The following is a 26,274-nucleotide window of genomic DNA, read 5'->3' on the forward strand; positions in this document are numbered from 1 at the left end:
CCGGCTCACCGGGATGCATTTTTTTACACATTTTCAAGCCCTTCCGCGATGTTTTGTGACATCTCTCCCAGCTCGCGCGCATGCGGCGCCGGACACATGGCGGGTAACAATTTCTCCGCCGCGACGCGCTTTGGGCACGGAACCACGGCGCGCGCGACAGGTTGGCCTGTCACACGACACAAGCCGCGACGGAGAGCACCATGTCAGATCCCGGACCGCATCGCGCCGACCATGCGGACCCCAAGCCGGCCGGACTGCGCGCGAAGGCCTCGCGTGAGCAGATCGCCTTCTGGCTGCCGATCGCGATCTTCGCGCTTCTGGTGCTGATCGCGCCCGATATCCTGCTGCTGGTCTTCGCCGGACTTCTGGTCGCGGTCTTCCTGCGGATGGGCGGCAACGCCATCGCGCGCAGGCTGCACATTCGCGAAGGCTGGGGGCTCGCGCTCTATTCGATCATCTTGGTCTGCCTCGCGGTTCTGTTCTTTCTCTATGCGGCGCAGGGCCTGTCCGATCAGCTCGACCAACTTACGACCGCCCTGCCCAAGGCGATGAAGCAGGTGCAGGACTTTATCGACTCGCATGGCTGGCTGCATTCGATCACGCGTTCGATTGACCTCGGCTCCATCGCCCCGTCGAGCAAGGGGGCCGCCACGACCGTGATGATGTCGATCGGCGTGATCGGGAACGCGATGCTGATCCTGTTCATCGGTGTGTATGGCGCGGTGGAGCCGCAGCTCTATCGGCGCGGGATCGCCGCACTGTTCCCCTCTTCCAAGCGTGACTGGGTCGTTGCGAGCTTCGCGACCGGCTGGGCTGCGCTGTCGGGCTGGCTCTTTGCGCAGCTGATCTCGATGACGGTAATCGGCCTGCTGACCTTTGTCGGGCTGTGGCTGCTGAACGTGCCGCTGGCCGCGATCCTTGCGATCCTTGCAGGACTTCTGACCTTCATTCCGAATATCGGTCCGGTCCTGTCGGCGATCCCTGCGTTGGCGATGGGCCTGACGGTCAGCCCGATCACGATGCTTTGGGTCGTGGTCCTCTACCTCGCGGTACAGGCGCTCGAGAGCAACCTGATCACGCCGCAAATTCAGGAAAAGGCGATGTCGCTGCCCCCGGCCCTCATCATCGCCTTCCAGCTCTTGATGGGGAGCTTCTTCGGCCTTCTCGGCCTTGCGCTGGCAACCCCGCTGCTGGCCGTTCTGATGATGATGACACGGCGCCACTACCTGCCGCTGGTCAGGCCCGAGACCGCCTGACCTGACCCTCCTTTCAACCTTCCGGAGCCCGTTTTGACGACTTTCCTGATCCTCCTCGGCGCCGCCATCGTTGCGATCTCGCTTTGGGACATTCTGCTCTGCGCGCTTGGTGCGGGCCAGTCCGGCGCAATCTCGCTGGCCATCGCGCGGTTCGGCTTCAAGCGCATCCGCAGCTTCGGGCACACACGGCTAGCGCATCGTATCTGCGGCCCGGTGACGATGGCATGGCTCGGCGGCGTCTGGATCATCATGGTCGCCTTCGGCTGGAGCCTGATCTTCTTCGCCACGACCCGGTCTCTGAAGACGACCAAGGGGCTCCCCGCGGCGAGCTTCGGGGACAGCCTCTCCTATGCGGGGCATCTGCTCTCGACGCTGGGTGGGGGCTACGCGACGCCCGCAGGCACCGGTTGGTCGCTGATCTCGGTCATCACGGGGGTGACAGGGATGCTGGTGCTGACGCTCGCGGTGAGTTTCGTCTTCTCCACCACGCAGGCGGCGGCGCAGGGGCGTGCAGTCATGGCGCTGGCCGAGGTGTTCCCACCTGGTTCGGACGAGTTCACCGGGCAGTTTCTGCCGCAATTATCAAGCTACGTGGCGCAGGTGAAATCCATCCCCTTCGCGCTGTTCTACAGCACCGCGAGACCCGAGCGCCGCCTGCCGCGCGGCATCTATCGGCTCTGGCATGACGACCGGCTCACCGAGGATCAGCGTCGCGCGCTGCGGATCATCCTGCACGAATTTCCCGGGCTCGAAGGCGTCCCGCCCGAGCAGTTCGACGACACACTCCTGCATTGGGCAAAGCGCCACGATCTGTGTCCACAGGACATGACGCGCCGCGCGTGATGCGGTGCGTACAGATGAGCTGACGGCAAACGCGGCTTAGCCGAAGGGCGCGATCTCGAACCCGGCCCCGGTCAGATGCCCGCGCAGTGCGCGCGCCATTGCCAACGCCTCGGCCCCGTCGCCATGCAGGCAGACCGTGTCGATCTTGCAGGGGATTTCCTTGCCGGACGCGGTCACGATCGCACCCTTGCGCAGCATCGTCTCGATCCGCGCGCCGACCTCTTCGGCGTCATGCAGCACCGCCCCGGGTTTCGAGCGCGCCACCAGCGAGGCGTCATCCTCATAGGCGCGGTCGGCGAAAATCTCGCCCGCCCAATTGGCCTGCAAGTCGCGCGCGACTTGCTCCATTGCGGTTTGCGGCAGCACGACGAGGATGATCTCGGGCTGCACTTTCAAGGCGGCCGAATAGCAGGCGCGGGCGATCTCGGCATTTTCCGAGGCCATGTTCGACAGCGCACCGTGCAGTTTGAAATGCCGCACTGCGCCGCCCGCCGCGCGGGCCATCGCCTGCGCCGCGCCCAGCTGATATGTCACCAGATTGGTCAGTTCCTCGGCGCTGAGGTTGAGGCGACGGCGTCCGAAACCCTGTAGATCGGCAAAGCCCGGATGCGCGCCGATGCCGACGTCATTGGCCACCGCCGCGCGCATCGTCTGCGCCATCACATCCGGATCGCCCGCGTGGAACCCGCAGGCGACATTGGCCGAGGAGATCACCTCCATCAGCGCCGCGTCGTTGCCCATGACCCACGGGCCGAAGCTTTCGCCGATATCGGCGTTCAGGTCGATCTTAGCCATTCTCTTCCTCCAACTCGCGCCCTGCCGTCACGCCGCTGATCAATTGGTAGCCGAGCAGGTCATGGATGTCGTGCGGATCGCGGATCAGCGGCCGCAGCTTGGCGCGTTGCGCCTGCAGCTGCGCCTCCCAAAGCGGCGCCAGCGCGTCGGCCTCGTCCAGCGTCACGGGTTTGAACCGTAGCTTCGTCCCCGGCGCGGCCTGGGCCACGCGCGGCAGATCGCAGGGCAGCACGGTGCCGATCCGAGGGTAGCCGCCGATGGTCTGGCATTCGGCGAGCAGCACATAGGGCGTGCCCGCCCCGGTCATCTGGATATCGCCCTCGAAAATCACATCCGAGGCGAGCCCCTTGGCCTTGTCCGAGGTCAGCGCAGGCGCATCGCTCTCCAGCGCCACACCCTGACGGTTGCCCTGTCGCGCGCGGGTGAATTCGGTCGTGGTGAGCCGCTCGTAAGTGGCCTCGTCGAACAGGCCCGTCTGCGGCCCCGGGATGATCCGCAGCGTGCCACCCGAGAAACGGTCGTCCTGCGTGAGAACCAGCGCGGGCGCATCAGGCTCGGGGTCCACGCCCAGCGGCAGGCGCGCGCCCGATTCCAGCGCCGATCCGATCCCAGCGGCTAAGTGGGCCGCGCGACTGCCCAGAACCTCGGGTGTCTCGATCCCGCCCGCGAAGGTGAGGTAGCCGAACATGCCCGTGCGCGCGGCTCCGATCGACAGCACCTCGCCCGTTTCCATTCTGTGGCTCGCGCCCCAGCGCAGGGGGCGTCCGTCAAGCTCCGCCTGCATCGGCGCCCCGGTCAGCGCGATCCGCGTCGGCGCGGTGACCTCGAACCGCCCGCCGCTCACCGCCATCTCCAGCGCGGGAAGCGGTTTGCGCGATCCCAGTAGCGCCGCCGCCTCGACCAGTGCCAGCGGATCGACCGCGCCACCGCGCGAGATGCCTTGCGCCATGCGACCGGGGCGGCCCATGTCTTGCACGCTCACGCTTGGCCCGAGGGCGCGCAGGATCACCGATCCGTCGCTCATGACCGCACCTCGCAGCGCGCGCCGCCCATCGGATCGCCCGCCTTCAACAAGGCATCCATCTCGGTGCCGGAGACCGGCGCGAGGCGAACCTCGTCGCCCGCATGCAGCGGCACGGGGTCGCTTTGATCGGGGCGGAACACATCGAAGGCGGTCCGCGCGATCTGATGCCAGCCGGTGGGCGAGGCATTCGCGAACAGCACCAGTTGGCGCACCGCCACGCAGAGCGCCCCTTTCGGGACGCGCGGGTTCAGCTCGGACCGGCGCGCGAGATTCCAATGCTCGGGCAGAAGGCCGAGATAGGGCTGACCGGGCGCGAAGCCGATGGCGAGGATACTCAGGGGGGTCGCGGTGATCTCGTCGATGGCCGTTTGAGGGGAAAGACCCGCAAGCTTCGCCGCCTCTTCCAGATCGGGACCGTGGACGCCGCCGAACGCCACGGGCAAATGCCAGACGCGCTGCGCGGGATGCGGCGCCGCACTCAGCCAATCGGCCTCGGACAGCAGGGTCTCCAGCCGCTGGGCCATCTCGGCCCGCGTTACCGCCTCCGGATCGAAGCGCAGCAGAACCGACACGAGGCTCGGGACGATCTCGCGCAGACCGGCCAGATCGCTTTCCGTCACGCGCTGATGAAAGCTCTGCGCCGCCGCAATCGCGCGCGGCTCCGCGACCAGCGCGAACCGCACGAGCAGCCCGTCTCCGCCAGCCGGCAAAATCTGCGGCCGATCCGCTTGGGCCGTTCCGGGCCGCAATGCTTCTTCGAGCATCATGTCAGGGCATCTCCACTGGCTCAGACCGTGATGTAAAAAGTTATCGTTGACTTTGATTTCATTTTACTGACAATTTGTCAACGTTATGAAAAGGAGGCGGACACGAATTCCGCCGCGACCCGACAGGAGAGAGATATGATCAGATTTGCTGCAAGCTTCGCGGTTGCGCTGGGGCTGGGCACGGCCGTTCAGGCGCAGACCTGGGACATGCCGACGCCGTATGGCGACACCACCTTCCACACCGTGAACATCCGTGATTTCGCCGAGGACGTGTCGAAAGCGACCGACGGCAAGCTGGAGATCAAGGTGCATTCCGCGGGTTCGCTGTTCCCGCATTCCGAAATCAAGAATGCCGTGCGTTCGGGTCAGGTGCCGCTTGGGGAATTCTTCCTCTCGACGCTCTCGAACGAGGATCTGGCTTTCGGCGTCGACAGCCAGCCCTTCCTCGCCACCAGCTACGATCAGGCCGAAAAGCTGTGGGAGGCGCAGAAGCCCGTCATCACCAAACTTCTCGACAAGCAGGGCCTGATGCCGCTGTTCTCGGTGCCGTGGCCGGCGCAAGGGCTTTACACCAATGGCGAGATCAAGTCCGTGGACGACCTCGCGGGGCTGCGCTTCCGTGCCTATAACCCGGCACTGGAAGAATTTGCGACGCTCGCCAAGGCCGCGCCCGTGCAAGTCGAAGCGGTCGACATTCCGCAGGCCTTCTCGACCGGTCAGCTGCAGGCGATGATCACCTCGCCCTCGACCGGTGCGAATTCCAAGGCGTGGGACTTCGTCGACACCTACACCAAGATCGACGCCTGGCTGCCCAAGAACATCGTCGTGGTGAACAAGCGCGCCTTCGACCGTCTGAGCGAAGACGAGCAGAAGGCCGTGATGGATGCCGCCGCCACCGCGCAGACCCGCGGTTGGGAAATGTCGCAGAAAGAGGCCGCCGAGAAAACCGCCGTGATGAAGGAAAACGGCATGGCGATCGTCGATCCGAGCCCCGAGCTGGAAGAAGGGCTGAAGAAGATCGGCGACGAGATGCTGGCGAGCTGGAAAGAGAAAGCCAGCCCCGACGCGCTTGAGGTTCTCAAGACCTATCAGGGCAACTGAGCCCGCCCGATCCGGCCCTTCCGCGTCCCGCGCGGGAGGGCCTTTTTCGATGCTCAACCCCAATTCAAGCCTTCGGAGCTTTCGCCATGCGTCGCCTGCTCGATCAGGTCTATCTTCTGTCCGGAGGGATCGCCGCCGTCTCGATCCTCGCGATCTGCCTGCTGGTCACGGCACAGGTCGGGCTGAACGTGCTCGCCCGTCTGGGCGGTCCCGCCCTCTCCTACACGATCCCCTCCTATGCCGATTTCGCGGGCTACTTCCTCGCGACGGCAAGCTTCATGGCGCTGGCCCACACGCTGCGCCACGGCAGCCATATCCGCGTCAATCTCGTGCTGACCCGCCTGCCCGCGCGCGGCCAATGGGTGGCCGAGATCGTGGCGCTCGCGCTTGGCTTCGCGGCCAGCGCCTATGCTGTGTGGTTCGCGACCTCGCTGATGCTCGAGAGCCTACATTACGGCGATATGTCCACCGGCATCGTCGCGATCCCGATCTGGATCCCACAATGCGCGATGGTGGTCGGGCTGGGCCTTCTTGCGCTTGCCTTCCTCGACACGCTGATCGAGAGCATCCGCGCCAAGCGCCCCGTGCTCGTCGATGATGTTTCGGAGTAAACCATGTCCGATCCGATGACCTTCGCAATTCTTCTGGGGCTGCTTCTGGTGCTGCTTGCGGGCGGCGTCTGGGTGGCGCTGTCGCTGCTGATCGTAGCGCTTGCGGGCCTGAGCTTCTTCTCGGGCGCGCCGACCGGGTTGGTCATGGCGACCACGCTTTGGGGCAACAGCCATAGCTGGCCGCTGGCGGCTCTGCCCCTGTTCATCCTGATGGGAGAAATCCTGCTCCGCTCGCGGCTGTCCGAGGATATGTTCTCCGGCCTCGCCCCATGGCTGGGCCGCGCGCCGGGCCGCTTGCTGCATGTGAACGTGCTGGGCTGCGCGATCTTCGCCGCCGTTTCGGGCTCGTCCGCGGCAACCGCGGCCACGATCGGGCGGATGTCGGTGCCCGAGCTCACCCGCCGCGGCTATCCCGAGAGCCTGATCCTCGGCACGCTCGCGGGCTCGGCCACGCTTGGCTTCCTGATCCCGCCTTCGGTGATCCTGATCGTCTATGGCGTCGCGACCGAGCAATCCATCGCGCGGCTCTTCATCGCGGGCATCCTGCCGGGGCTGATGCTGGTGACGCTGTTCGGCGGCTATGTCGCGCTGCGCGCCTGGATGAACCCCGCCGCGGTTCCGCGCGAGGACATCACCCTAAACCTGCGCGAGAAGCTGCGTGCCTCGCGTCGCCTGATCCCGATCGTGATCCTGATCGGCGGCGTGATCGGCTCGATCTATACCGGCGTCGCCTCGCCCACCGATGCGGCTGCCGTGGGCGTTGTCTTCTCGGTGATCCTTGCGATGGTGACCGGCACCTTCACCTGGAGCAACTTCAAGGACGCGCTGTTCTCGGCCACCCGCACCAGCGCGATGATCGCCTTCATCCTGCTGGCGGCCTCGGTGTTGTCGGTCTCGATGGGGTTCACCGGCATCCCGCGCAACCTCGCGGCGTGGATCGGCACGTTCGGGCTGTCGCCCACGGCCCTGCTGGCGGTGCTGACGGTGTTCTTCATCCTGCTGGGCTGCTTCCTCGACGGGATCTCGGTCGTGGTGCTGACCACCTCGATCATCCTGCCGATGGTGGAGGCCGCCGGGATCGACCCGCTCTGGTTCGGCATCTACCTCGTGCTGGTCGTCGAGATGAGCCAGATCACCCCGCCCGTGGGCTTCAACCTCTTCGTGATCCAAGGGCTGACCGGCTTCAACATCCTCAAGGTCGCCCGCGCAGCATTGCCCTTCTTCGGGCTGCTGTTGCTGGCGGTTCTGCTGATTACGCTGGTCCCGGGGATCGTGACCTACCTGCCCTCACTGATGGGCAACTGAGCCAACGACCCGCGCGGCCTCAGAGCGAAGAGGCCGCGCGGCTCGCCTGATCGTAATAGCCCGAGAGCACGCGCAGGGCCGAGGCGATCTCACGCAGGTCCTCCCCTGCCATGCCGCCTTTCTGGATCGGCTCGAGCAGGCATTCCTCGCGCACTTTGCGATAGCGTTCGCACAGCTCGCGCCCGCTTTCCGAGGTGCGGTAGAACACTTCCTTGCCGCGCTTCTCGGAATCCAGAAGACCCAGCTTCAACAGCTTGCGCAGCGCGTAATTGACCGTATGCGTGTCCTCGATATTGAGCAGGAACGTGATGTCGTTGAGCCGCTTTTCTCGGTCGCGGTGATTGGTGTTGTGCAGCACGAGGATTTCGAGCGGCGAAAGCTCCATCCCCGAAGCCGCCATGCAGCGCTGCATCCATCGCGCGAAGGAGTTGTAGGCGATGATCATCCCGTATTCGAATTCCGAGGCTTCCCAGCCCGGCCCTTCGGCCAGATGGCGGGATGAGACGATGCGGCGTTCTCCTGCAGGCATGAGCGGCGCTCTCCTTTCGTGCGTTTACGCCCTCACCTTATAGACATTTCGCTGACATTCTATCCTTGAGAGAAATTCGGCGCGCGCTTTTGCAGGTTCGCCATCACCATTTCCATCTGCGCGGGACCACCGATGATCTCCGCCTGCAACTCGGCCTCCAGTGCCAGCCCATCGCCGGGCGGCATCGTCCATGCCTGCTCCACCAGCGCCTTGCTCGCCGCCAGCGCCTCGGGGGAGCGCAGGGCGAATTCGGCGGCCATGTCGCGCGCCGCCTGCAGAGGATTCTCGGCCACGCGCGTGATCAGCCCCAGCGCCTGCGCCTCCTCGGCCTCCAGCACCCGGCCGGTCATCATCAGCTCTTTCGCGACATCCGCGCGGGTCAGTTTCGGCAGGCTCTGCGAGATGCCCATATCGGGGATCAGCCCCCATTTCGCCTCCATGATCGACAGCCGCGCATCGGGTGCCGCGATCCGGAAATCCGCGCCCAGAGCCAGCTGCATCCCCGCCCCGAAGGCCACGCCCTCGATCGCGGCGATCACCGGCACGGGCAGCTCGGCCCATCGTGTCACCGGGCGCTGAAAGCGGTTCGCGCCCTGCGCATCGCGTCCGGCCATCTGCGTCTTCACCCCCGCCAGATCGGCCGCGAAGCTTTGCATCACGGTCAGGTCGAGCCCGGCCGAGAAACAGCCGCCTGCGCCGCTCAGGATCACCGCGCGCAGACCCTTTTGCTGCGACAGGCTCTGCGCCGCCTCGGCCAGCGCATCGAACATCTCCAGGGTCCAGGCGTTCTTCTTTTCGGGGCGGTTGAGGGTCACCTCCGCCACGCCTTGCGCGCTTACCGAAATCTGCACCGGGTCGGCCATGTCCATCCTCCTCGCTTGGTTCTGCGCACTATGCAGACCCGCCGCCCCCTCGCAAAGCGGAACGCGGGGTCATAAGTCAGGGATCAACTGCCGCGCGGCGTTGGACAGCTCTGCGCGGCGCGCTAGCTCTGCCCCGACGGAGGTTCCCCATGCAGCAATTCTCACTTCTCGATCTGTCGCCCGTGCCCGAAGGCAAGACCGCAGCCGATGCGCTCGCGGGAACGGCCGATCTGGCCCGGATGGCCGAAGACGCAGGCTATCACCGCTTCTGGCTGGCCGAGCATCACAACATGCCCGGCATCGCGAGCGCCGCGACCTCGGTGCTGATCGGCCATGTCGCCTCGGTGACCAAGACGATGCGCGTCGGCGCGGGCGGCATCATGCTGCCCAACCACGCGCCGCTGGTGATCGCCGAGCAGTTCGGCACGCTCGCCACGCTCTATCCCGACCGGATCGACCTCGGTCTCGGCCGCGCGCCCGGCACCGATGGCGGCACTGCCCGCGCCCTGCGCCGCAACATGTCGCCCGAGGACACCTTCCCCGCGGACGTACAGGAGCTGCTCGCCTATTTCAGCGACGAGGCAGAGACTTTCCGGGTGCGCGCCATTCCGGGCGCGGGCACGCATGTGCCGATCTGGATCCTTGGCTCGAGCCTCTACGGCGCGCAGCTTGCCGCCTATCTCGGCCTGCCCTACGCCTTCGCGTCGCATTTCGCGCCCGACATGCTGGGCGACGCGCTCGACATCTATCGCCGGAGCTTCCGCCCGTCGGCCTATCTCGACAAACCCTATGCGATGATGGCCGCCGGGGTGTTTGCCGCCGACACCGATGAGGAGGCGCAGTATCTGCGTTCGTCTCAGGTGCTGGCCTTCGCGCGGCTGCGCTCGGGGATGCCGGGCAAGCTGCCGCGCCCGACCGACGATCTCTCGGAAGTGCCGCCGCAGATGATGGTTCAGGTGCAGCGCGCGCTGTCCTGCTCGGCCACCGGCTCCAAGGACAAGGTGCGCGATGATCTGGCGCGCCTGATCGCGCAATACGAGCCCGACGAGCTGATGGTGACCGGGATGATCCACGACGCGGATGCGCGTCAGAAGTCCTTCAAGATCGCCGCCGAGGTCCTGAGCGAATTTCGCGAGCAACCCGCCGCGGCCTGAGGCACGGCGCGACACTCAGACATACAAAGAGGCGGGCCCGAAAGCCCGCCTCTTTTCGTTTCGATCCGTTTCGCTTCAGTGCCCGGTGATCGCCGGGAAGGCCACCAGCAGCCCCACCGCGAAGATCTGGATCGCGATGAAGGGCAGCAGCGAGCGGAAGATCTCGCCCAGAGAGATGTCCTTCGGTGCGACCGATTTCAGGTAGAACGCGGCTGGCCCGAAGGGCGGCGACAGGAAGCTCACCTGCATGTTCATTGCGAAGACCACGCCGAACCAGACCGGATCGTAGCCGAGGTCTTTCACGATCGGCACGAAGATCGGCATCGTCAGAAGCGCGATCCCCACCCAATCGAGGAACATGCCGAGGAAGAACAGGATCGCCATCATCGTCAGGATCACGATGATCGGGGTGTCCGAGACGCCTTTCAGCAGCGACGAGACAAAGTCGATCCCGCCCATCAGGTTGAACACGCCGACCAGAGCCGAGGCGCCGATACCGATCCAGACGATCATCCCGCAGGTCGCGAGCGTCTGCAGCGCGGCGCCTTTCAGCATCGAGAGCGTCAGCTCGCCCCGGATGATGGTCGAGAGCATAACGCCCGCCACACCAAGCGCCGAGGCCTCGGTGACCGAGGCGATCCCGCCATAGATGGAGCCCAGCACGAAACCGATCACCAGAACCGGCAGGATCAGGCCTTTGAGGAGCTTGATCTTCTCGGACCACGGACGGTCGTCGGGCTCCGGCATGGGGGCCAGATCGGGGTTCAGCTTCACGCGGATGATCACGAAGATCACGTAGAAGGCCGCGAGCATGAAGCCCGGGATGAAGGCCGAGGTGAAGAGGTCACCGATGGAGACGTTTGCGGTCAGGCCGTAGATGATCAGAACGATCGACGGCGGCACCATCGTGCCCAGCGAGCCGCCCGCGCAGATCACGCCGATGGCGAGCTTGCGGTCGTAGCCCTGACGGATCATCTGCGGCAGGGCCAGAAGGCCCAGCAACACGATCTCGCCGCCGATGATGCCCGACATTGCCGCGAGGATGACCGAGACGAAGATCGTCTGCACCGCGACTGCGCCGCGCATCCGGCCGCCGACGAGCTTCATCGCCTCGAACAGATCGCGCGCGATGCCGGATCTGTCCAGAAGCGCCGCCATCATCACGAACATCGGCACCGAGACGAAGACGAAACTCGAGACGAAGGAATAGACGCGGCTGGTGATCAGCGGCACCGCCATCGGCCCGAACCAGCCAAGCGCGAAGATCAGCGCGACCAGCAGCGTCACGAAAGCCAGCGGCATGCCGGTCAGCAGCAGACCGATCAGCAGCGCGAAAAGAAGAACCGTGCCGTAGCCGATGCCCAGCGCGGAGAGGTCGAAACTCAGAAGATGTTCGATCATTTACCCGCCTCCGATGCGAAGGCGCCGCGCAGGTAGTTCACCGCCATGATGATGAATTGCACAACCATGAGGCAGAGCACCACGAGAAGGAAGATCTTGAGATAGGCCGGGAATGGCGGATCCCAGGCGCTGCCCGAGGTCTCGAAATGGACATCGCCACCGGGGCGGAACGTCGCCTTCATCACCATGCCGTAGGCGGCCCAGGCGAAGAAGCCGGCCGCGAACAGGCAGATCAACGAGATGATCGCGTCGAGGATGCGCTTCGCCCGGCCGGTGACCATGTCGTAGATCAGCACGACGCGGATATGGCTGTTGCGCACGACGCAGTAGAGCCCGCCATAGACGAAGGCCATCGCGCAGAGGAAGATCGTCGTCTCATGCGCCCAGATCGTCGGGCTGTCGAAGCCGTAGCGCAGCACGACCTCGTTGAGGAGGATCAGCGCGGAGGCGATGATGCCGAGCGCGAAGACGATGCCCACCGCGTTGATCGCGCGGCCGAGGATGCCTGCTTCGGGGATGGTCGCCGCCTCGTCCTCGGTCTGCACCGGTTCCGGCGTGTGCGGATCATGTGCGGGGTGATCCACCCCGGTCTTATCGGGTTGTGACATTGCAAAAACCGCTGCTGTCAGGAAACTGGAAAAGATGCGGGGCCGCGATCGCAGCCCCGCACCGATAGGATATCAGATCAGAGAAGGTTGTTCTTCTTCAGGTAGTCGGTCAGGACGTCATAGACGTGCTGCGCCTTGTCCGACTTCTTGGCAACCTTTTCCCACTGGGTGATCGCGATGCGGCGGAACTTGGCGCGCTCTTCGGCCGACCAGTCGTGGACGTGGATCTTGCCGCCTTCTTCAGCCTTGGCCACGGCCTTCTTGTCGGCCGCTGCGAGGTCGCTGACTTCCTTGTCCGCGAATTGCTTCACCGACTCTTCGAAGGCTTTCTGCAGCTCGGGCGAGAGCGAGTCCCATTCCTTCTTGTTCATCGCAACGCCCACGAGCGGCATCGAGTGGAAGCCCGGATAGACCGGGTTCGGCGCGATGTCGTTGAGGCCCTGCGCCTGGTTGGTCGAGAACACGGTGTAGTCGGCCGCGTCGATCACGCCCTTGTCGAGCGCAGTGTAGACTTCCGAACCCGGCAGGTTCACCGGAGCCGCGCCAGCCGCCGCGAAGACGTCCTGCACGAGACCTTCCGGCGCACGCATCTTCAGACCCTTCAGGTCCGCCACGCCGTCGAGCGGCACTTTCGAGACGAGCGACTCGAGGCCCGTCGTGGTCGAGCCGACGTAGTGCAGGCCATAGGGCTGGAACAGGTCGTTCGCGAGTTGCTGTCCACCGCCATTGTTCATGAAGTCCAGCAGCTGATCAGTGCTCGACCATGCGCCGACCGGGTTACCCAGCAGCGAGAAGGCCGGATCTTTCCCCGCGAAATAGGAGATGTCGGTCACGATGCCGTCGATGATGCCGGCGCCGGTCGCGTCGAGCGTCTCGTTATGCTCGACGACGGAGCCCACGGGCATCATCTCGATCTGGATCTGGTCGTCGGTGCGCTCTGCGAGGTCCTTCGCCCAGTTCTGCTGCAGTTCGAAGTTCGGGTTACCCGCCGGGTCCGAGCTTTGGAACTTGTACTTGTGGGTTTCGGCATTCGCAGCGCTGGCCAGCGCCACGACGGCGACGCTCGCGAGGGCGATTTTACGGATCGGTTTCGTCATGGTGTCCTCCCTTAAAAGACGAAATCAAACTTGAGGAGCCGTGAGGCCCCAGGCGTTCAATATCTGCGCACAAAGCGCCTCTGGCGCTTCGCGGATATCGCAGCTCAGCGGGGCCTCGTCGGGCCCCGGCATTTCCAGATCGGCCAGCTGACTGTCGAGCAGCGCGATCGGCATGTAGTGGTTTTCGCGCGCGGCCATCCGCTCGGCGATCAGGTCGCGCGGCCCGGTGAGATGCGCGAGATGCATCACGCCGAGGCTCTGGCGCAGGCGATCCCGGTACGAGTGCTTGAGCGCCGAACAGGCGAAAACGACCGTCCTGCCGTCGCGCCCCGCCTCGATCACGCCCTTCGCCACGAGGTCGAGCCAGTCCCAGCGCATCTCGTCGTTGAGCGGCAGACCAGCAGCCATATGCGCGACATTCTCGGGCGGGTGAAAATCATCAGCATCAAGGAACACGCCGTCCACCGCTTGCGCCACGCGCTGCGCCACCGTCGTCTTGCCGGTGCCGCAAACGCCCATCACAAGGACCGGTGTCGCGTTCGCATTGCTGCTGTTTACCATCTTGCCTTACCGGGTTCGCAGGTGTTTCTTGGACACAGAGGCGTAATGTAAGCGGTTACATTCGTCAATCGCCCTTTTAAAAAAGGGGTGCGACCACGGGGAGGGGCAATGAATAAAAACAATGTAAATAAATCAGTTACGATGCGCGACGTCGCCGATCATGTCGGTGTAAGCGTTGCCACTGTTTCGCGCACCCTGCGCAATCCCGAGGTCGTCTCGCCGGCGGTGCGGGACAAAATCGCCGCCGCAATCGAATCGCTCGGGTACCTGCCGGACCCTGCGGCCCGCGCCCTCGCGTCGACACGGTCGGACATTATCGGGGTGATCCTGCCCTCGGTGTCGAACAACGTCTTCGCCGATGTGATGGATGGGATCTATTCCGCGGTCGAGGGCACGCATCATTCGGTGCAGCTCGGCTATTCGCGCTACGCGCCGCTGTCGGAAGAGAACCTGATCCGCGTCTTCCTGCGCCAGCGCCCCGCCGGGCTGATCGTGGCCGGGATCGATCAGACCGAGGCCGCGCAGGCGCTGTTGCGCGAGGCGGGCTGTCCGGTGGTGCAGATCATGGAGACCGGCAGCAACCCCTATGACCGGATGATCGGGTTCTCGCATTACGATGCCGCCCGCGCCGCCACCGCCCATCTGATCGCACAGGGCTATCGCCGCCCCGGTTTCTTGGGTGCGCGAATGGATCCGCGCACGCAGCGCCGCCTGCACGGGTTCCGCGACGAGCTGCGTGCGCATGGCATCGAGGAAGGCAAGCGCATCCAGACGACCACCCGCCCCTCCTCTGTGACGCTGGGCAGCCATCTGCTCGCGCAGCTGATGGATCTCGCCCCCGAGACCGACGCGATCTTCTGCATCAATGACGACCTCGCCCTTGGTGCGATGTTCGAAGCGCAGCGCCGCAACCTGCGCATTCCCGACGATCTGGGCATCTGCGGGTTCAACGACATGGAGATGATGGCTGCCGCGGAGCCCTCGATTTCCTCGGTGCGCACGTTCCGCCGCGAAATGGGCGAAGGCGCGGTGCAATTGATCCTCGATGCGCTGTCGGGGAGTGCGGCGCAGGAAAAGGTCGTCGACCTCGGCTTTCAGATCATCCAGCGTCGATCCACGCGCGGGCGCTGACCGCCGCGACCTCGGATTACGGAATGCTCTGGAGTTCGGTCGTTCTCCTCGCCCTCGTGGCGGTTGCGGCCTATCTCGGAATTGAGCGGGTCGAGCGCGCCGTGCTGCGCCGCTACGGGGCCGAGCAACGCGCCAGATAAGATCGGGAGAGACATGACATGACGCCAGCCGTTTTCGCCATTCCGGGGGATATCACGCAACTGACCGGCGGGTTCATCTACGAGCGCAAGCTGCTCGAGGCGCTGCGGGCCGAGGGTCGCCGCGTGGAGCATCTGGAACTGCCGCCCGGCTTCCCCGATGCAACGCCCGAGGAGACCAAGACCGCGCGCCGTCAACTGACCGCCATTCCCGCGGAGGTGCCGGTGATCCTCGACGGGTTGGTCTTTGGCTCGATCGACCCGGAGGTGCTCGACGCGATGTCCGCGCCCGTGGTGGCGATGCTGCACCATCCGCTTGGGCTCGAGACCGGGCTGACCGAGGACCGCGCGCAGCACTTGCTGACACGTGAGGCAGAGAACCTGCGCCGCGCTGCCCACGTCGTCGTGCCGAGCCCGCATACCAGCGCCATTCTGCAAAAGGAATTCGGCGTCGCGCCGGAGCGGATTTCGATCGCGCTGCCGGGCTTCGACCGTCCGCCGGCGATGGAGAGCGCGAAACCCACTCCGCCGCTGATCCTCGCGGTCGGGCTATTGGCGCCGCGCAAGGGGCATGACGTGCTGATCGACGCCTTGGCCGAGATCGCCGATCTGGACTGGCGCGCGCAGATCGTGGGCAGCGCGCAGGACCCGGAGGTCGCCGATGCGCTCGCGGCAAGGATCGATCAGCTCGGGCTAGCGGAACGCGTGCAGCTTGCCGGACGGATGGAGCGCGACGCTCTGGACACCGCCTATCGCGCGGCCTCGATCTTCGCGCTGGCGACGCGCTATGAGGGCTACGGGATCGTCTTCGGCGAGGCGATGCTGCACGGGCTGCCTATCGTGACCTGCCGCACGGGCGCGGTGCCCGACACGGTGTCGCCCGATGCCGGGATTCTCGTGCCGGTGGATGCGCATCTCGACTTCGCCGAGGCGCTGCGACAGCTGCTTAGCGACGCGGATCTGCGCGAGCGAATGGGCGCGGCCTCGGCGGTGGCGGGGACCGCCCTGCCGGATTGGCGCGACACTGCGGCGATCATGGGCGCGGTGCTCGACAGCCTCTGAGCGGAACGAAAACCGGGCGGCCTCGCCTCTTCCCTCCGGGCGCGCGAATTCACGGATCGCGCCTTCGGTTCCGACACGATTTTTTGCCCTATGTGATTGATCCGAAAAGGAACGTTAAGCGTGCGGGGCCGTTTCATTCTCGTAATTTCAAAAGGAGGCATCTCATGAAATCCAAGACCCGCACCCTCACCGCTGGTATCGCCGCAACCCTGATGGGCACGATGGCGCTCGCAGGCTCGCCCGCCAATGCGATGGACCACGCGCAAGGCGTCAAGCCGCGTCCGGATCTCGACAAGCACGTGGCCGCTGCGCTTCAGCAATGCGCCAGCCTCCAGGAGACCTGCCAGCAGGTCGCGACCAATTCCGCGGCCGTTCTGGTCTTCCCCGAAGTGACCACGGTCGACCTCGGCATTGGCGGTTCGGGCGGCTCCGGCGCGCTGATCGAGAACGGCAAGGTTCAGGGCTATTACGACATCGGCAAGGCCTCGGTCGGCCTCCAGCTCGGCGCCAAGCAGGCGAGCCAAATCTACGTCTTCCCGACCAAGAAATCGGTCAGCGAAGTCGAAAACGGCGGCGAATGGCATGTCGGCGCGGGCGCGGGCATCACCGTCGTCAACGCCAATGCGACCGCGAATGTCGAGACCGGCAAGCCGCGCGTCTATGTCTTCGACAGCTCGGGCCTGAACGGTGGCGCGAAGGTCAGCACGCTGCGCATCTGGAAAGACGGCGACAACAGCTGATCGCAGGCGTCTTCCCCGTCTGGGGGAGGCCCGCGATGAGAAAGGCCCCGGGGTTCGCTTCACCCCCGGGGCCTTTTGTGTGTCCGGCGAAGTCGCGCGGCTCAGGCGTTGCGCGCGTCGCTGATCGCCTTGCGCAGCGTGTCGGCATCGACCGCGCCGGGATAGACGTCGCGGCCGACGATATAGGCGGGCGTCCCGCGCAGCCCGATCGCCACCGCCTGCGCATCATTGCGCGACAGCAGCGCGTCGATCTCCTTGCGGTTGGCCTTGTAGCCCGCCATCGCTTTGTCCGGATCGACACCGGCTTCGGAGAGCGTCTTCTCGATCAGGTCGTTCGACAGCTTTCCTTGCGTCGCCATCAGCGCCTCGAGGCCCGCTTCGTATTTGCCCATGCTCTGCGCGCCCAGCACAAGCTGCGAGGCGTAGACCGAAGGCGCGCCGAAGATCGGCCAATCCTTCATCACGACGCGCAAATTGCCGTCTTCCTTCGTCACCTTCTCGACCACCGGATGGTTCGATTTGCAGTAGGGACACTGGTAGTCGAAATACTCGACCAGCGTGATGTCCCCATCCGGGTTACCGAGCGCGGGCGCTTTGGGGTCGTGGAACACGGCTTCGGGCGAAATGTCGGCCTGCGCGAGGCTCGCCGTCGGCAGGATCAGCGTGGAGCCCGCGGCAACGCCTGCGAGGGTCAGAAAATTCCGGCGATCGATCATGTGTCGTCTCCTGTGGTTTGGGGGAAATCTTCGGGGGAGTAGGGAACGGGCGGCAGCGGCTGGCCCGGCGGCACCGTGCCCTTGCCGCTCTCGGCACGGGTCAGCACGACGACATGCGTGCCGGAGCGGACGCGGTCGGCGAGGTCGATGATGTCCTGATTGAACAGCCGGATGCAGCCCGCCGAGGTCGCCTTGCCGATTGAACTGTCATCCATCGTTCCGTGAATGCGATAAAGCGTGTCTTTGTTCCCGCGATGCAGGTAAAGCGCCCGCGCGCCGAGCGGATTGTCGAGGCCACCGGCCAGCCCGTCCTTCACCGGGCCGTAAAGCTCGGGGTCTTCCTTGATCATGCTCTTGGTCGGCGTCCAGCTCGGCCAGTCGCGCTGATAGGGGATATGCCCCTCGCCGGAAAAACCGCGCCCGTCCTCGCCCACGGCGACCGTGTAGCGCAGCGCGCGGTTGTTCTTCTGCACGAGGTAGAGCTTGCGCGCCCAGGGATCGACGATGATGGTGCCGGGCGGCTCGTCGGTCCAGTAATCGACCTCCTGGCGAGCTTTCTCCTCGCTCAGCAGTTTCGGGTCCACCGCCGGGATCGTGCGGCCGTCATCTTCCATCTGGCTGTAAATCGCCTTCACCCGCGCGCTGAGCTGCGGCGCCTGCGGCGCGGGCGGCGGGTTCGAGGCAGGTGGCTCGGGCGCGCAGGCTGCGAGGGCGATCAGCGCGAGAGGGGCGAAGCGGGTGAGGGTCATTGAGCGATCTCCGAAAGCGAGGTCGTGAGTTTCGGCGCGGTCACATCCCCGATCAGCCGGGTGCCCTGCGCCTCCGAATGGTCGGGGCTGAGGAAGATCAGCGTCGGCGGGCCGATCACGCCCAACTGCTTGAGAAGCGCCTGCTGCGGCGCGCCGGTCTTGGTCACATCGACCGCGATGGGCGTGACGCGGCGCAGCGCGGCCTGCACCTGCGGGTCGGGGATCACTTCGCGCGCGATGGTGACGCATTCGGTGCACCATTCGGCAGTGGTGATCAGCATCACCGGCGCGCCCTTCGCGGCGGCCAGCGCAGCGTCGAGCGCCTCGGGCGTCTCGACATGGGTGAAGTCGTCTTCGGTCAGCACGTCCGAGGAGGCCGCCATGACTGTCTGGCCTGCGGTGAAGGGCGCGAGGGGGCGCAGCGGATCAGCAGCCCCACTCGCCGCGCCGACACCCTCGATGGCACCGGCCAGCAGCGCCGCGACACCCAGCGCGCCGCCCACGCGGCGCAGGCCCGAGCTTTCCGGTCCGAACCGGTCGCGACCGCCCAGGGCCACGCCTGCCGCGATCAGCAGCAGCGCCCAAAGCGCGAGGATCGCAGGCCCCGCGACGACGCGGCTCAAGAGCCAGATCGCCACGCCTAGGAAGACGAAGCCGAAGGCGCGGTTCACGCCGACCATCCATTCGCCCATGCGCGGCAGGATCGCCGAGCCGAACAGCCCCACGGCCATCAGCAACACGCCCTGCCCCAGCCCCAGCGCGAACAGCGCCGAGGCTCCGAGCCCCGCGTCACCCGTCTGCGCGATATAGAGGAAGGCCCCGGCCAGCGGGGCCGTCACGCAAGGTCCGACGATCAGCGTCGAGGTGAAGCCGAGGATCGCCGCCCCCGCCAACGTACCCCGCCGCCCCTGCACGGAGCTGACCTTGTTGGTCAGCGCCTGCGGCAGGCGCAGTTCGAACAGGCCGAAGGAGGACAGCGCGAGGACGGCGAACAGCACGGCCAGCGCGATCACCGTCGCAGGGGCCTGCATCAGGAATTGCAGGTTCTGCCCGGACCACGCCGCCACGATGCCCAGAAGCCCGAAGGCCACGGCCATCGCCAGCACATAGGTCCCGGTCAGCGCCAGCCCGCGCGCGGGCGTCAGGTCTTTGCCTTGCGCGCCGAGCATCCCGGCCACGATCGGCACCATCGGCAGCACGCAAGGCGTGAAGGCCAGAAGCAGACCGAAGCCGAAGAACGAGGCCACCACCAGAGCCCAGCCGCCCTTCGCCGCGATCCCCGCGACGAGGCCGTCATCGGAGGAGAGGCTCAGGCTGTTTCCGCTTTTTTCGGAGGCGGATGCGGGAGGCGTGGGCTTATCGGCCTCGGGACGCGCAGCAGGCGCGGATGGCGCGTCGCTCTGTGCATAATCCGGCACTCCGGCGGCTTGGTTCGATTGCGCCGCGCCGGATGCCGAGGCAGTCGCAGCCCCGCCCGGCGGCACGATCTCGCGGCTTTGCGGCGGGTAGCAGAGACCCTTTTCCTCGCAGCCCTGCCAGTGCAGCGTGAACGGGCCGGTGATGTCGCTCACCACGGCCTCGGTATGATCGTGCCAGACCTCGACCGTGCCGAAATTCGGATCGTCCTTCATCTCGCCCGGCTGCGTCTCGATCACTGGCGCGTCGCCGTCCTCGGCGCTAACCGTCAGGTGGTCGCGATAGAGGTAATAGCCCGGCGCGATATCGAAGGAGACCGCGAGCGTCCCGTCATCCTGCCACTCGGTCTCGACCTGAAACGCCTCTTCCGGCGAGAGCGGACCGCTGCCTCCCTTGGGCTTCAAAAGATCGAAGCTTTGCGCTGCAGCGAGGCCGGGCAGTAGCAATGAGACCAGAAACACGCCCCAGAGGGCGCGCAGCGATAGACGGGAAAGAGCCTTTGCGTTCATGTTGGCCGGATCGCGGGCGAAGCTTAAGTCAGTCTTAAGATTCGTGCGGTGTATCCGCCGCGAAGGAGAAAAGATGCGCATACTCGTCGTCGAAGATGACAGCATATTGGCGGACGGCCTGCGGGTCGGGCTCGGCATGGCCGGGTTCACCGCCGATGTCGTGTCCTGCCTCGAAGATGCCCGCGCGGCGCTGGCCGGGGCGGAGTATCGCGCGCTCGTGCTGGACCTGATGTTGCCCGATGGCTCCGGGCTCGAGCTGCTGCGCGAATTGCGAGCGGGCCGCGCCGGGCTGCCGGTCCTGCTGCTGACCGCGCGCGATCAGGTCGAGGACCGGGTGGCGGGTCTGGATGCGGGCGCGGATGACTACCTCGGCAAGCCCTTCGATCTGGACGAGCTGGCCGCCCGGCTGCGGGCCCTTTCGCGTCGCTCGGATGGGCGGGCGGTCGCGCAGATTTCCCATGCCGGGCTCGAGCTCGACCCCGGCACCCGCAGCGCCGCCTTCAACGGCCAGCCGCTGAAACTCTCGCGCCGGGAATTCGCGGTGTTGCAGGCGCTGGCCGAACGCCCCGGACGGGTGCTCGCGAAATCGGACCTCGAAGACCGGCTCTACGGCTGGGACGAGGAGGTCGAGAGCAACGCCGTCGAAGTCCATATCCACCATCTGCGCGCCAAGCTCGGGCGCGACTTCATCGAAACGCTGCGCGGCATCGGCTACCGGCTGCGCCCAGAGGAGACCTCGCCATCTCGCTCCGCCTCCGCCTCTTCCTGATCCTCACCGGCGCGACGCTGGCCGTCTGGCTGTCCGCCGTGTTCTGGATCGAGCACTCCACCCGCGCCGAGGTGACGCGGGTGCTCGACGCGCGGCTGGTGGAGGCGGCGCGGATGGTCTCGTCGCTGGTCTCGAAAAACCAGATTGCGCTGAACCGGGACGGTCCCGCACAGATCACGCTGTCGCATGACGAGAGTTACGAACATCAACAATTCTGCCAGATCTGGTCTTTCACCCAAGGGCTCGTCGGACGCTCGAACGGGGCGCCGAGCGCGCAGCTGGTGCCCGCCGATGCGACCGGCTTCCGCGATGTGACACGCGACGGCAAGGACCTGCGGGTCTACACGATCATCGATCCCGATCTGGGCGGGCAGGTCACGGTGGGCGACAGTCTCGCGATGCGCAACCGGCTGGTACGCGATGTGATAGAGGGGTTCCTCTGGCCCGCGCTGGTGATCCTGCCGGTGATGTGGGGGCTGATCTGGTTTGCGATCTCGCGCGGTCTGGCGCCGCTCGACCGGTTCGCCCGCGATCTGGACGCGCGGCCGAGCGAGGATCTACGCGCCCTGCCCGGCACCGCACGACAGCCCCGTGAAATCCGCCCGCTCGCAGGCGCGCTCGACGATCTTCTGGCGCGTCTGGCTGCGGCGCGCGGGCGCGAGCGGGAATTCATCGCCTATGCCGCGCATGAAATGAAAACGCCGCTCGCCGGGCTGAAGACGCAAGCGCACATCGCGCGCCACGCGCCCGATACCGACACGCGCGAACACGCCCTCGCCGCGATCTCGACCTCGGTGGACCGGACCGATCGGATGGTGCGCCAACTTCTCGATCTGGCGCAGGTGGACAGTCGCGAGGCGCGCGCCACTTCGGTGGAGCTGAACGGGCTTCTGCGGCAGGTGCTTGGCGATCTGGCGGGGCTGGCCACGCGGCGCGGCGTGACGCTGGAACTCGACAGCGCGCCGGACGCGCCGACGGTAGAAGGCGACCCGCTGCTTCTATCGCTCGCCCTGCGCAACCTGATCGAGAACGCCGTTCAGGCGAGCCCAGACGGGGCGGCGATCAAGGTCAGCGTGACCACCTCCGGCAATACGCTCCTCGTCGACATTCACGACCACGGACCGGGCCTGCCGCCCGAGATCGCGCAGCAGGCGGGGCAGAAATTCGTCAAGGGCAAGGGCGCGGATGCGAATGGCTCTGGCCTCGGCCTTTCGATCGCGCACGACGCGCTGACCCGTCTGGGCGGCACGCTCAGCTTCGAGATGCGCGCGGACGGGCATCATACGCGGGTCGATCTGCCTGCCGCGTGAGGTGCGGCGTCAGGCCCTGCGCCGCGTCCGCATCACAGCCCAACCGATCAGCGCCAGTACCAGAAGCACCGCCAAGGCGATCGCCGCCCAAGCCAACTGTGCGGCGTTCGCGATGATCCAGCTGACCTGCTGCTTGCCGCTCAGGATATTGGCGACGCTGCCTTGGGTCACCTCGCCGTCGACACCTCCGAAATTCGTGCGCACATAGCTCGCGACCGAGGCGATCTGCGCGTCGCTCATCGTGCGCTGAAATCCAGGCATGGCGACGTGGCGCGCGTCATTGGGCATGTTGATCCCATGCGCGATCACCTGCACGACATTCGCTGCATTCGCAGCGCGCACGTCAGAGATCTTGGACAACGCTGGCGCGGCGGTGCCCTGCCCGTTCATGCCGTGGCAGGTCGCACAGGCGCCCTGATAGAGCGTCGCCCCGTCTGTCGTGTCGTGGCCGACCACGGATTGCCAATCGCCGTTGGGCACCTCCAATGCGGCCAGATCGAGCGTCGCCTGACCGTCGGGTCCGCTGGCCTCGGGTTGCGTGTCGACCGGCTTCACCGCCTTCAGGTATTTCGCAATCGCCGTGAGGTCGTCGCTCGACAGCTTCGAGGTTGAGCGCGAGACCACGAGCCCCATCTCGCCGCCCGCGACGGCGTGCGCATTTCGGCCCTTGCTGAGATAGGCCACGATATCGGCCTCGCTCCAGTCGCCCAGACCGCCCTTGTCCGACGGCGTGAGGTTGGGCGCATACCAACCGTTCAGCGTCCCCCCGGCGAGGTGTTTGCTGGTGTCCTCCTGCATCAGCGTCCCGCGCGGGCTGTGGCAGGAGGAGCAATGCTCCAGCGTCTCCACAAGATAGCGCCCGCGCTGAAGTTGATCGCCCGAGACATCCACCGCGCCGGGCGGATGGCCCTTGTCGAGGAACAGCGTGTTCCAGCCCATCATCGCCGGACGCACGAAAGGAAAGCCGAGATCGGTCTCAGGTACCTCGTTCTCGACGGGTTCGACCTGTTTGAAATAGGCCCAGAGCGCTTTCACATCGGCATCGGTCAGGCCGGTGTAATGGGTGTAAGGCATCGCCGGATAAAGCCACGTGTCGGACTTGCCGCGCCGCAGGGCGCCTTCGAATTCCGCCTCGGTCATGTCGCCGATCCCGGTCTTCTCGTCGGGCGTGATGTTGGGCGCATAGATCGCGCCGATCGGGCTTTCGATCTTCTTGCCGCCCGAGAAATTCTCCGCGTGACAGGAGGAGCAGTCCCCCGCAATGGCGAGGTATTTACCGCGCTTCACGAGGTCGCCTCCCGAAGCATCGGAGCTGGATTGCGCGTTGGCTGCCAGCGGAGAGATCGCGGCGAAGGCGGCGGTGGCCAGGATCAGAACACGCATCTCAAAGCTCCTTCGCGATGGTCTGGCCCGCGCGGATCGCAAGCGCCATGCCGGTCAGCGTCGGGTTCACCCCGCCCGCCGTGGGCATCACGCCGGTCGTCACCAGAAACAGGTTCTCGTGGTCGAAACAGCGCAGATCGGCGTCGCAGACCGCCTCTTCGGCCTTGCTGCCCATGACTGTCGTGCCCATCACGTGCTGCTGGCAAATAAACTTCTCGGGCGCGGAGACGCGGGTGCCACCAGTCGCCTGCAGAAAGCGCGCGTAATCCTCCATCAGCCGCGGCAGGTTCGCCTTGGTGTAATCCGAGAGCTTGTAGGTCAGTTTGATGCCCGGCAGCCCAACGGCGTCTTTCCAAGAGGGGTTCACCTCGATCCGGTTCGCGGGATCGGGAAGGTCTTCGGTCAGAGCCTCGGCGGTGAAAACGCGGGCCGAGTGGTCGCGGATCTTCGCGTCGAGCTCTGGGCCAAGCGTACCGTCCTTCAACAGCCCCTGCGCGATGCCTTCCTCGGGTGGCGCATTGAGCAGGTCGTAGCGCGTCGACGGCACTTTGTCGCGATCGGGAAGCGCGCGGCGCTGCATGATCGCACCGTGAATATTCTGGCCGCGCCCGGTCCAATAGGGCTCGGGCGAGAGCCATGTCATGTCGATCGTCGGGTGGATCATCAGCCGCCGCCCGACCATGTCGGAGCTGTTCGCGAGATCGTTCATCAACAAGAGCTTCGGCGTCTCATAGCCATGCGCCGCGATCACGAACATCTTTGCGGTCAGCCGCGTGCGGTCGCCTTCGGGGTTGATATAGGAGAGCGCCGTGATCTTGCCCTTGTCGCCGGTCTCGATCTTGTCGACGATGGCCTGCGTGCGAATTTCGACGCCCAGATCGCGGATCTTCTGCACCACGTGATAGCCCGAATGTTTCGCACCGATCGGGCAATTCCAGTTGCAGATATTGTTGCCGATACAGGCGGGCCGGTTGTCGTAGGGCTGCGACAGCCGTGACGAGGGCGCGATATCGACGCGAAAGCCCATCGACGCCACCTGCTGCTGCAACCTCTGGGTCGCGTAGGGTTTCGCCTCGGGCGGCAGCGGATAGGGTTTCGAGCGCGGCGGGTAGGTCTCGCCCTTGCCCAGACCGCTCTCGTCGAACCCTTTCTGCCCGTTCACGCCGATCTCGTATTCGGCCTGCGTGTAGAAGGGCTCCAGATCGTCGTAGCTGATCGGCCAGTCCTCGGCGATGCCATAGGTCGAGTGCATCGCCATGTCTTCGGGTAGCAGCCGCCACGTCGCCGCCGTCCAGTGCCGCGACGTACCGCCTAGCACCCGCAGCGTGCCGGGAAACACCTCGAGCCCCCCCGTCAGGTGCGGATCGACATAGCCCGGCGTGAAGCTGTTGGGCGCATAGGGCACATCGCCAAAGGGGTCGTTGAAGTTGTTCTTGCGCGGCGAATTGCGCCAGTTCTCGGTGACTTTCCAGTCGGGAATGTCGGGACCTGCCTCCAGCACGATCACCGAATGGCCCGCCTGTGCGATCTGCTGCGCGGCCAAACCGCCGAGCGAGCCCGACCCGACCACAATCACGTCTGCATCGAAATCAGCCATTACTGTGCCTCCTGCTGGGAGTCGGAATTGGATGCGGGGTTCGGCGAGCCACTGGCACCTCCGGAGCCGCCTCCGCTGCCCGCGCCTTGCGCTTTGCGGGCGGCGTCGACGCTGTCGGCCTCGCCCTTGGCATAGGCCAGCCATGCCGGATCGGGATCTTGCAGCTCGTAGCTGGATTTGGGCTGGTACTCCCAGCTCGTGGCCCCCTCGGGAAGGTCCGAGGCATCGACATCTTCGGGCACCGCTTCCCACCAGCCGGCACCGCCGGAGGGGTAAGTCTGCAAGGGTACGATGTCGCTCACCTTCGTCAGCGCCTGCGCCTCGAGGAAGGTCGCGAATTCGGCATCGTCTTTCAGGATGCGCGCGGAGGGGGAGCCGGTGAACCCGAGATACCACGGCTTCGCGATGTTAAGCGCGAGGGTGGTCTGGTCGTCGCTCAGCCCGTCGATCGCGGCGGCGCGGTCCTTGCCGTCGAACGCTTTAGCGAGCCCGTCCAGCTTCCCGGCAAAGCCTGCATCGTCCTCGCTCAGCAGCTTCTCGATTCGCGCGGCGGTTTCCTTCGAGAGGCGGTCATTACCGCAGATCGCGCGGCTCACGGAAAGAAAGGCATCGCTGGGCGCGGCGCTATCGGCGGCGCGGGCGAAACCGGGTGTCAAACTTGCAAGTGGCACAGTGCCTGCCAGGGCGATCAGGAAATGTCTGCGGTCGAGGCTCATGGCATCCTCCTCGCGGGGGGCTAAAAACGGAGCGTAAGCAACAGCCATGCGCAGTGACCCTCAATCCCCGCGCAATCGCGCGGAAGGAGCGGTCGGATCGTGGCTGCCTTCGTCATAATCGTGA

At 65.6% G+C, this 26,274-nt stretch carries 26 protein-coding genes; 11 read left to right on the top strand and 15 right to left on the bottom strand.

What is annotated here, in order from left to right:
• Window positions 1-200: 200 nt before the first annotated feature.
• Both B3D39_RS05880 and B3D39_RS05885 read left to right on the top strand, forming a co-directional pair.
• Entirely contained in the window at window positions 201-1,256 is a 1,056-nt protein-coding gene (locus B3D39_RS05880; protein ID WP_274961783.1) for an AI-2E family transporter, read from the top strand.
• 33 nt (window positions 1,257-1,289) lie between these two features.
• A complete protein-coding gene (locus tag B3D39_RS05885) occupies window positions 1,290-2,099 on the top strand; it encodes a hypothetical protein (RefSeq protein ID WP_274961784.1) in 810 nt (269 codons plus the stop codon).
• Between the two features lie 36 nt (window positions 2,100-2,135).
• Here the strand turns inward: B3D39_RS05885 and B3D39_RS05890 are convergent, their stop codons facing one another.
• The 3 genes from B3D39_RS05890 to B3D39_RS05900 are packed head-to-tail and all read right to left on the bottom strand — an operon-like array spanning window position 2,136 to window position 4,685.
• Window positions 2,136-2,894, bottom strand: coding sequence for a LamB/YcsF family protein (locus tag B3D39_RS05890; RefSeq protein ID WP_274961785.1), 759 nt, complete (start codon window positions 2,892-2,894; stop codon window positions 2,136-2,138).
• Window positions 2,887-3,918: a biotin-dependent carboxyltransferase family protein gene (locus B3D39_RS05895; RefSeq protein WP_274961786.1), complete on the bottom strand. Its 1,032-nt coding sequence runs from the start codon at window positions 3,916-3,918 to the stop codon at window positions 2,887-2,889. The genes B3D39_RS05890 and B3D39_RS05895 overlap by 8 nt, the downstream gene beginning before the upstream one ends.
• On the bottom strand, window positions 3,915-4,685 hold the full coding sequence (locus B3D39_RS05900; protein WP_274961787.1) for a 5-oxoprolinase subunit B family protein: 771 nt from the start codon (window positions 4,683-4,685) through the stop codon (window positions 3,915-3,917). The genes B3D39_RS05895 and B3D39_RS05900 overlap by 4 nt, the downstream gene beginning before the upstream one ends.
• 135 nt (window positions 4,686-4,820) lie before the next feature.
• Here B3D39_RS05900 and B3D39_RS05905 point away from each other — a divergent pair, with 135 nt between their 5' ends.
• From B3D39_RS05905 to B3D39_RS05915, 3 genes are all read left to right on the top strand, one after another.
• Window positions 4,821-5,786, top strand: coding sequence for a TRAP transporter substrate-binding protein (locus B3D39_RS05905; RefSeq protein ID WP_274961788.1), 966 nt, complete (start codon window positions 4,821-4,823; stop codon window positions 5,784-5,786).
• A gap of 86 nt (window positions 5,787-5,872) precedes the next feature.
• On the top strand, window positions 5,873-6,397 hold the full coding sequence (locus tag B3D39_RS05910) for a TRAP transporter small permease (protein WP_274961789.1): 525 nt from the start codon (window positions 5,873-5,875) through the stop codon (window positions 6,395-6,397).
• 3 nt (window positions 6,398-6,400) lie between these two features.
• Window positions 6,401-7,702 carry a TRAP transporter large permease gene (locus B3D39_RS05915; RefSeq protein WP_274961790.1) on the top strand — a complete coding sequence of 434 codons (1,302 nt, stop codon included), beginning with the start codon at window positions 6,401-6,403 and terminating at the stop codon, window positions 7,700-7,702.
• A 19-nt stretch (window positions 7,703-7,721) separates the two neighbouring features.
• Here the strand turns inward: B3D39_RS05915 and B3D39_RS05920 are convergent, their stop codons facing one another.
• Entirely contained in the window at window positions 7,722-8,231 is a 510-nt protein-coding gene (locus B3D39_RS05920; RefSeq protein WP_075776310.1) for a winged helix DNA-binding protein, read from the bottom strand.
• 59 nt (window positions 8,232-8,290) lie between these two features.
• Window positions 8,291-9,094 (bottom strand): crotonase/enoyl-CoA hydratase family protein, encoded by an 804-nt coding sequence (locus tag B3D39_RS05925; protein WP_274961791.1) that lies wholly within the window; start codon window positions 9,092-9,094, stop codon window positions 8,291-8,293.
• A gap of 149 nt (window positions 9,095-9,243) precedes the next feature.
• Between B3D39_RS05925 and B3D39_RS05930 the strand changes: the two genes are divergently transcribed.
• Window positions 9,244-10,248 carry an LLM class flavin-dependent oxidoreductase gene (locus B3D39_RS05930; RefSeq protein ID WP_274961792.1) on the top strand — a complete coding sequence of 335 codons (1,005 nt, stop codon included), beginning with the start codon at window positions 9,244-9,246 and terminating at the stop codon, window positions 10,246-10,248.
• Window positions 10,249-10,323: 75 nt separating this feature from the next.
• Here B3D39_RS05930 and B3D39_RS05935 read toward each other — a convergent pair whose 3' ends face one another.
• From B3D39_RS05935 to B3D39_RS05950, 4 genes are all read right to left on the bottom strand, one after another.
• On the bottom strand, window positions 10,324-11,649 hold the full coding sequence (locus B3D39_RS05935) for a TRAP transporter large permease (RefSeq protein WP_078519825.1): 1,326 nt from the start codon (window positions 11,647-11,649) through the stop codon (window positions 10,324-10,326).
• Window positions 11,646-12,257 carry a TRAP transporter small permease subunit gene (locus B3D39_RS05940; RefSeq protein WP_274961793.1) on the bottom strand — a complete coding sequence of 204 codons (612 nt, stop codon included), beginning with the start codon at window positions 12,255-12,257 and terminating at the stop codon, window positions 11,646-11,648. The genes B3D39_RS05935 and B3D39_RS05940 overlap by 4 nt, the downstream gene beginning before the upstream one ends.
• A gap of 77 nt (window positions 12,258-12,334) precedes the next feature.
• Entirely contained in the window at window positions 12,335-13,354 is a 1,020-nt protein-coding gene (locus tag B3D39_RS05945; RefSeq protein WP_274961794.1) for a TRAP transporter substrate-binding protein, read from the bottom strand.
• 24 nt (window positions 13,355-13,378) lie between these two features.
• Complete coding sequence (locus B3D39_RS05950; RefSeq protein WP_208607939.1) at window positions 13,379-13,915, bottom strand: gluconokinase; 537 nt, start codon at window positions 13,913-13,915, stop codon at window positions 13,379-13,381.
• A gap of 108 nt (window positions 13,916-14,023) precedes the next feature.
• Between B3D39_RS05950 and B3D39_RS05955 the strand changes: the two genes are divergently transcribed.
• The 3 genes from B3D39_RS05955 to B3D39_RS05965 all read left to right on the top strand — a co-directional run bounded on the left by B3D39_RS05955 (window position 14,024) and on the right by B3D39_RS05965 (window position 16,985).
• Entirely contained in the window at window positions 14,024-15,046 is a 1,023-nt protein-coding gene (locus tag B3D39_RS05955) for a LacI family DNA-binding transcriptional regulator (RefSeq protein ID WP_274961795.1), read from the top strand.
• A 158-nt stretch (window positions 15,047-15,204) separates the two neighbouring features.
• Entirely contained in the window at window positions 15,205-16,245 is a 1,041-nt protein-coding gene (locus B3D39_RS05960) for a glycosyltransferase family 4 protein (RefSeq protein ID WP_274961796.1), read from the top strand.
• 164 nt (window positions 16,246-16,409) lie between these two features.
• Entirely contained in the window at window positions 16,410-16,985 is a 576-nt protein-coding gene (locus B3D39_RS05965; protein ID WP_274961797.1) for a YSC84-related protein, read from the top strand.
• 101 nt (window positions 16,986-17,086) lie between these two features.
• On the opposite strand, the gene B3D39_RS05970 is transcribed toward B3D39_RS05965, so the two are convergent.
• Genes B3D39_RS05970 through dsbD form a run of 3 tightly spaced genes read right to left on the bottom strand, consistent with a single transcriptional unit; the run spans window position 17,087 to window position 20,375 of the window.
• Window positions 17,087-17,701 carry a DsbA family protein gene (locus B3D39_RS05970; RefSeq protein WP_274961798.1) on the bottom strand — a complete coding sequence of 205 codons (615 nt, stop codon included), beginning with the start codon at window positions 17,699-17,701 and terminating at the stop codon, window positions 17,087-17,089.
• The gene (locus tag B3D39_RS05975; RefSeq protein ID WP_078545931.1) at window positions 17,698-18,450 is read right to left on the bottom strand and encodes a L,D-transpeptidase; all 753 of its coding nucleotides are present in this window, start codon (window positions 18,448-18,450) and stop codon (window positions 17,698-17,700) included. Before B3D39_RS05975 ends, B3D39_RS05970 begins: the two co-directional genes overlap by 4 nt.
• Complete coding sequence (dsbD, locus tag B3D39_RS05980; protein ID WP_274961799.1) at window positions 18,447-20,375, bottom strand: protein-disulfide reductase DsbD; 1,929 nt, start codon at window positions 20,373-20,375, stop codon at window positions 18,447-18,449. The genes B3D39_RS05975 and dsbD overlap by 4 nt, the downstream gene beginning before the upstream one ends.
• Before the next feature lie 73 nt (window positions 20,376-20,448).
• Between dsbD and B3D39_RS05985 the strand changes: the two genes are divergently transcribed.
• Together B3D39_RS05985 and B3D39_RS05990 are read left to right on the top strand one after the other, a co-directional pair.
• Window positions 20,449-21,144 (top strand): response regulator, encoded by a 696-nt coding sequence (locus tag B3D39_RS05985; protein ID WP_078539881.1) that lies wholly within the window; start codon window positions 20,449-20,451, stop codon window positions 21,142-21,144.
• Between the two features lie 17 nt (window positions 21,145-21,161).
• Window positions 21,162-22,454, top strand: coding sequence for a sensor histidine kinase (locus tag B3D39_RS05990; protein WP_414717974.1), 1,293 nt, complete (start codon window positions 21,162-21,164; stop codon window positions 22,452-22,454).
• 9 nt (window positions 22,455-22,463) lie between these two features.
• Here B3D39_RS05990 and B3D39_RS05995 read toward each other — a convergent pair whose 3' ends face one another.
• Genes B3D39_RS05995 through B3D39_RS06005 form a run of 3 tightly spaced genes read right to left on the bottom strand, consistent with a single transcriptional unit; the run spans window position 22,464 to window position 26,150 of the window.
• Entirely contained in the window at window positions 22,464-23,837 is a 1,374-nt protein-coding gene (locus B3D39_RS05995) for a cytochrome c (RefSeq protein WP_274961800.1), read from the bottom strand.
• A gap of 1 nt (window position 23,838) precedes the next feature.
• Window positions 23,839-25,434: a GMC family oxidoreductase gene (locus B3D39_RS06000; protein WP_274961801.1), complete on the bottom strand. Its 1,596-nt coding sequence runs from the start codon at window positions 25,432-25,434 to the stop codon at window positions 23,839-23,841.
• Window positions 25,434-26,150, bottom strand: a complete 717-nt coding sequence (locus B3D39_RS06005) for a sugar dehydrogenase complex small subunit (protein WP_274961802.1) — start codon at window positions 26,148-26,150, stop codon at window positions 25,434-25,436. The genes B3D39_RS06000 and B3D39_RS06005 overlap by 1 nt, the downstream gene beginning before the upstream one ends.
• Between the last annotated feature and the right edge of the window lie 124 nt (window positions 26,151-26,274).

The sequence above is a fragment of the Thioclava sp. UBA3469 genome (genome assembly GCF_002378135.1).
GTDB classification, from domain to species: domain Bacteria; phylum Pseudomonadota; class Alphaproteobacteria; order Rhodobacterales; family Rhodobacteraceae; genus Thioclava; species Thioclava sediminum.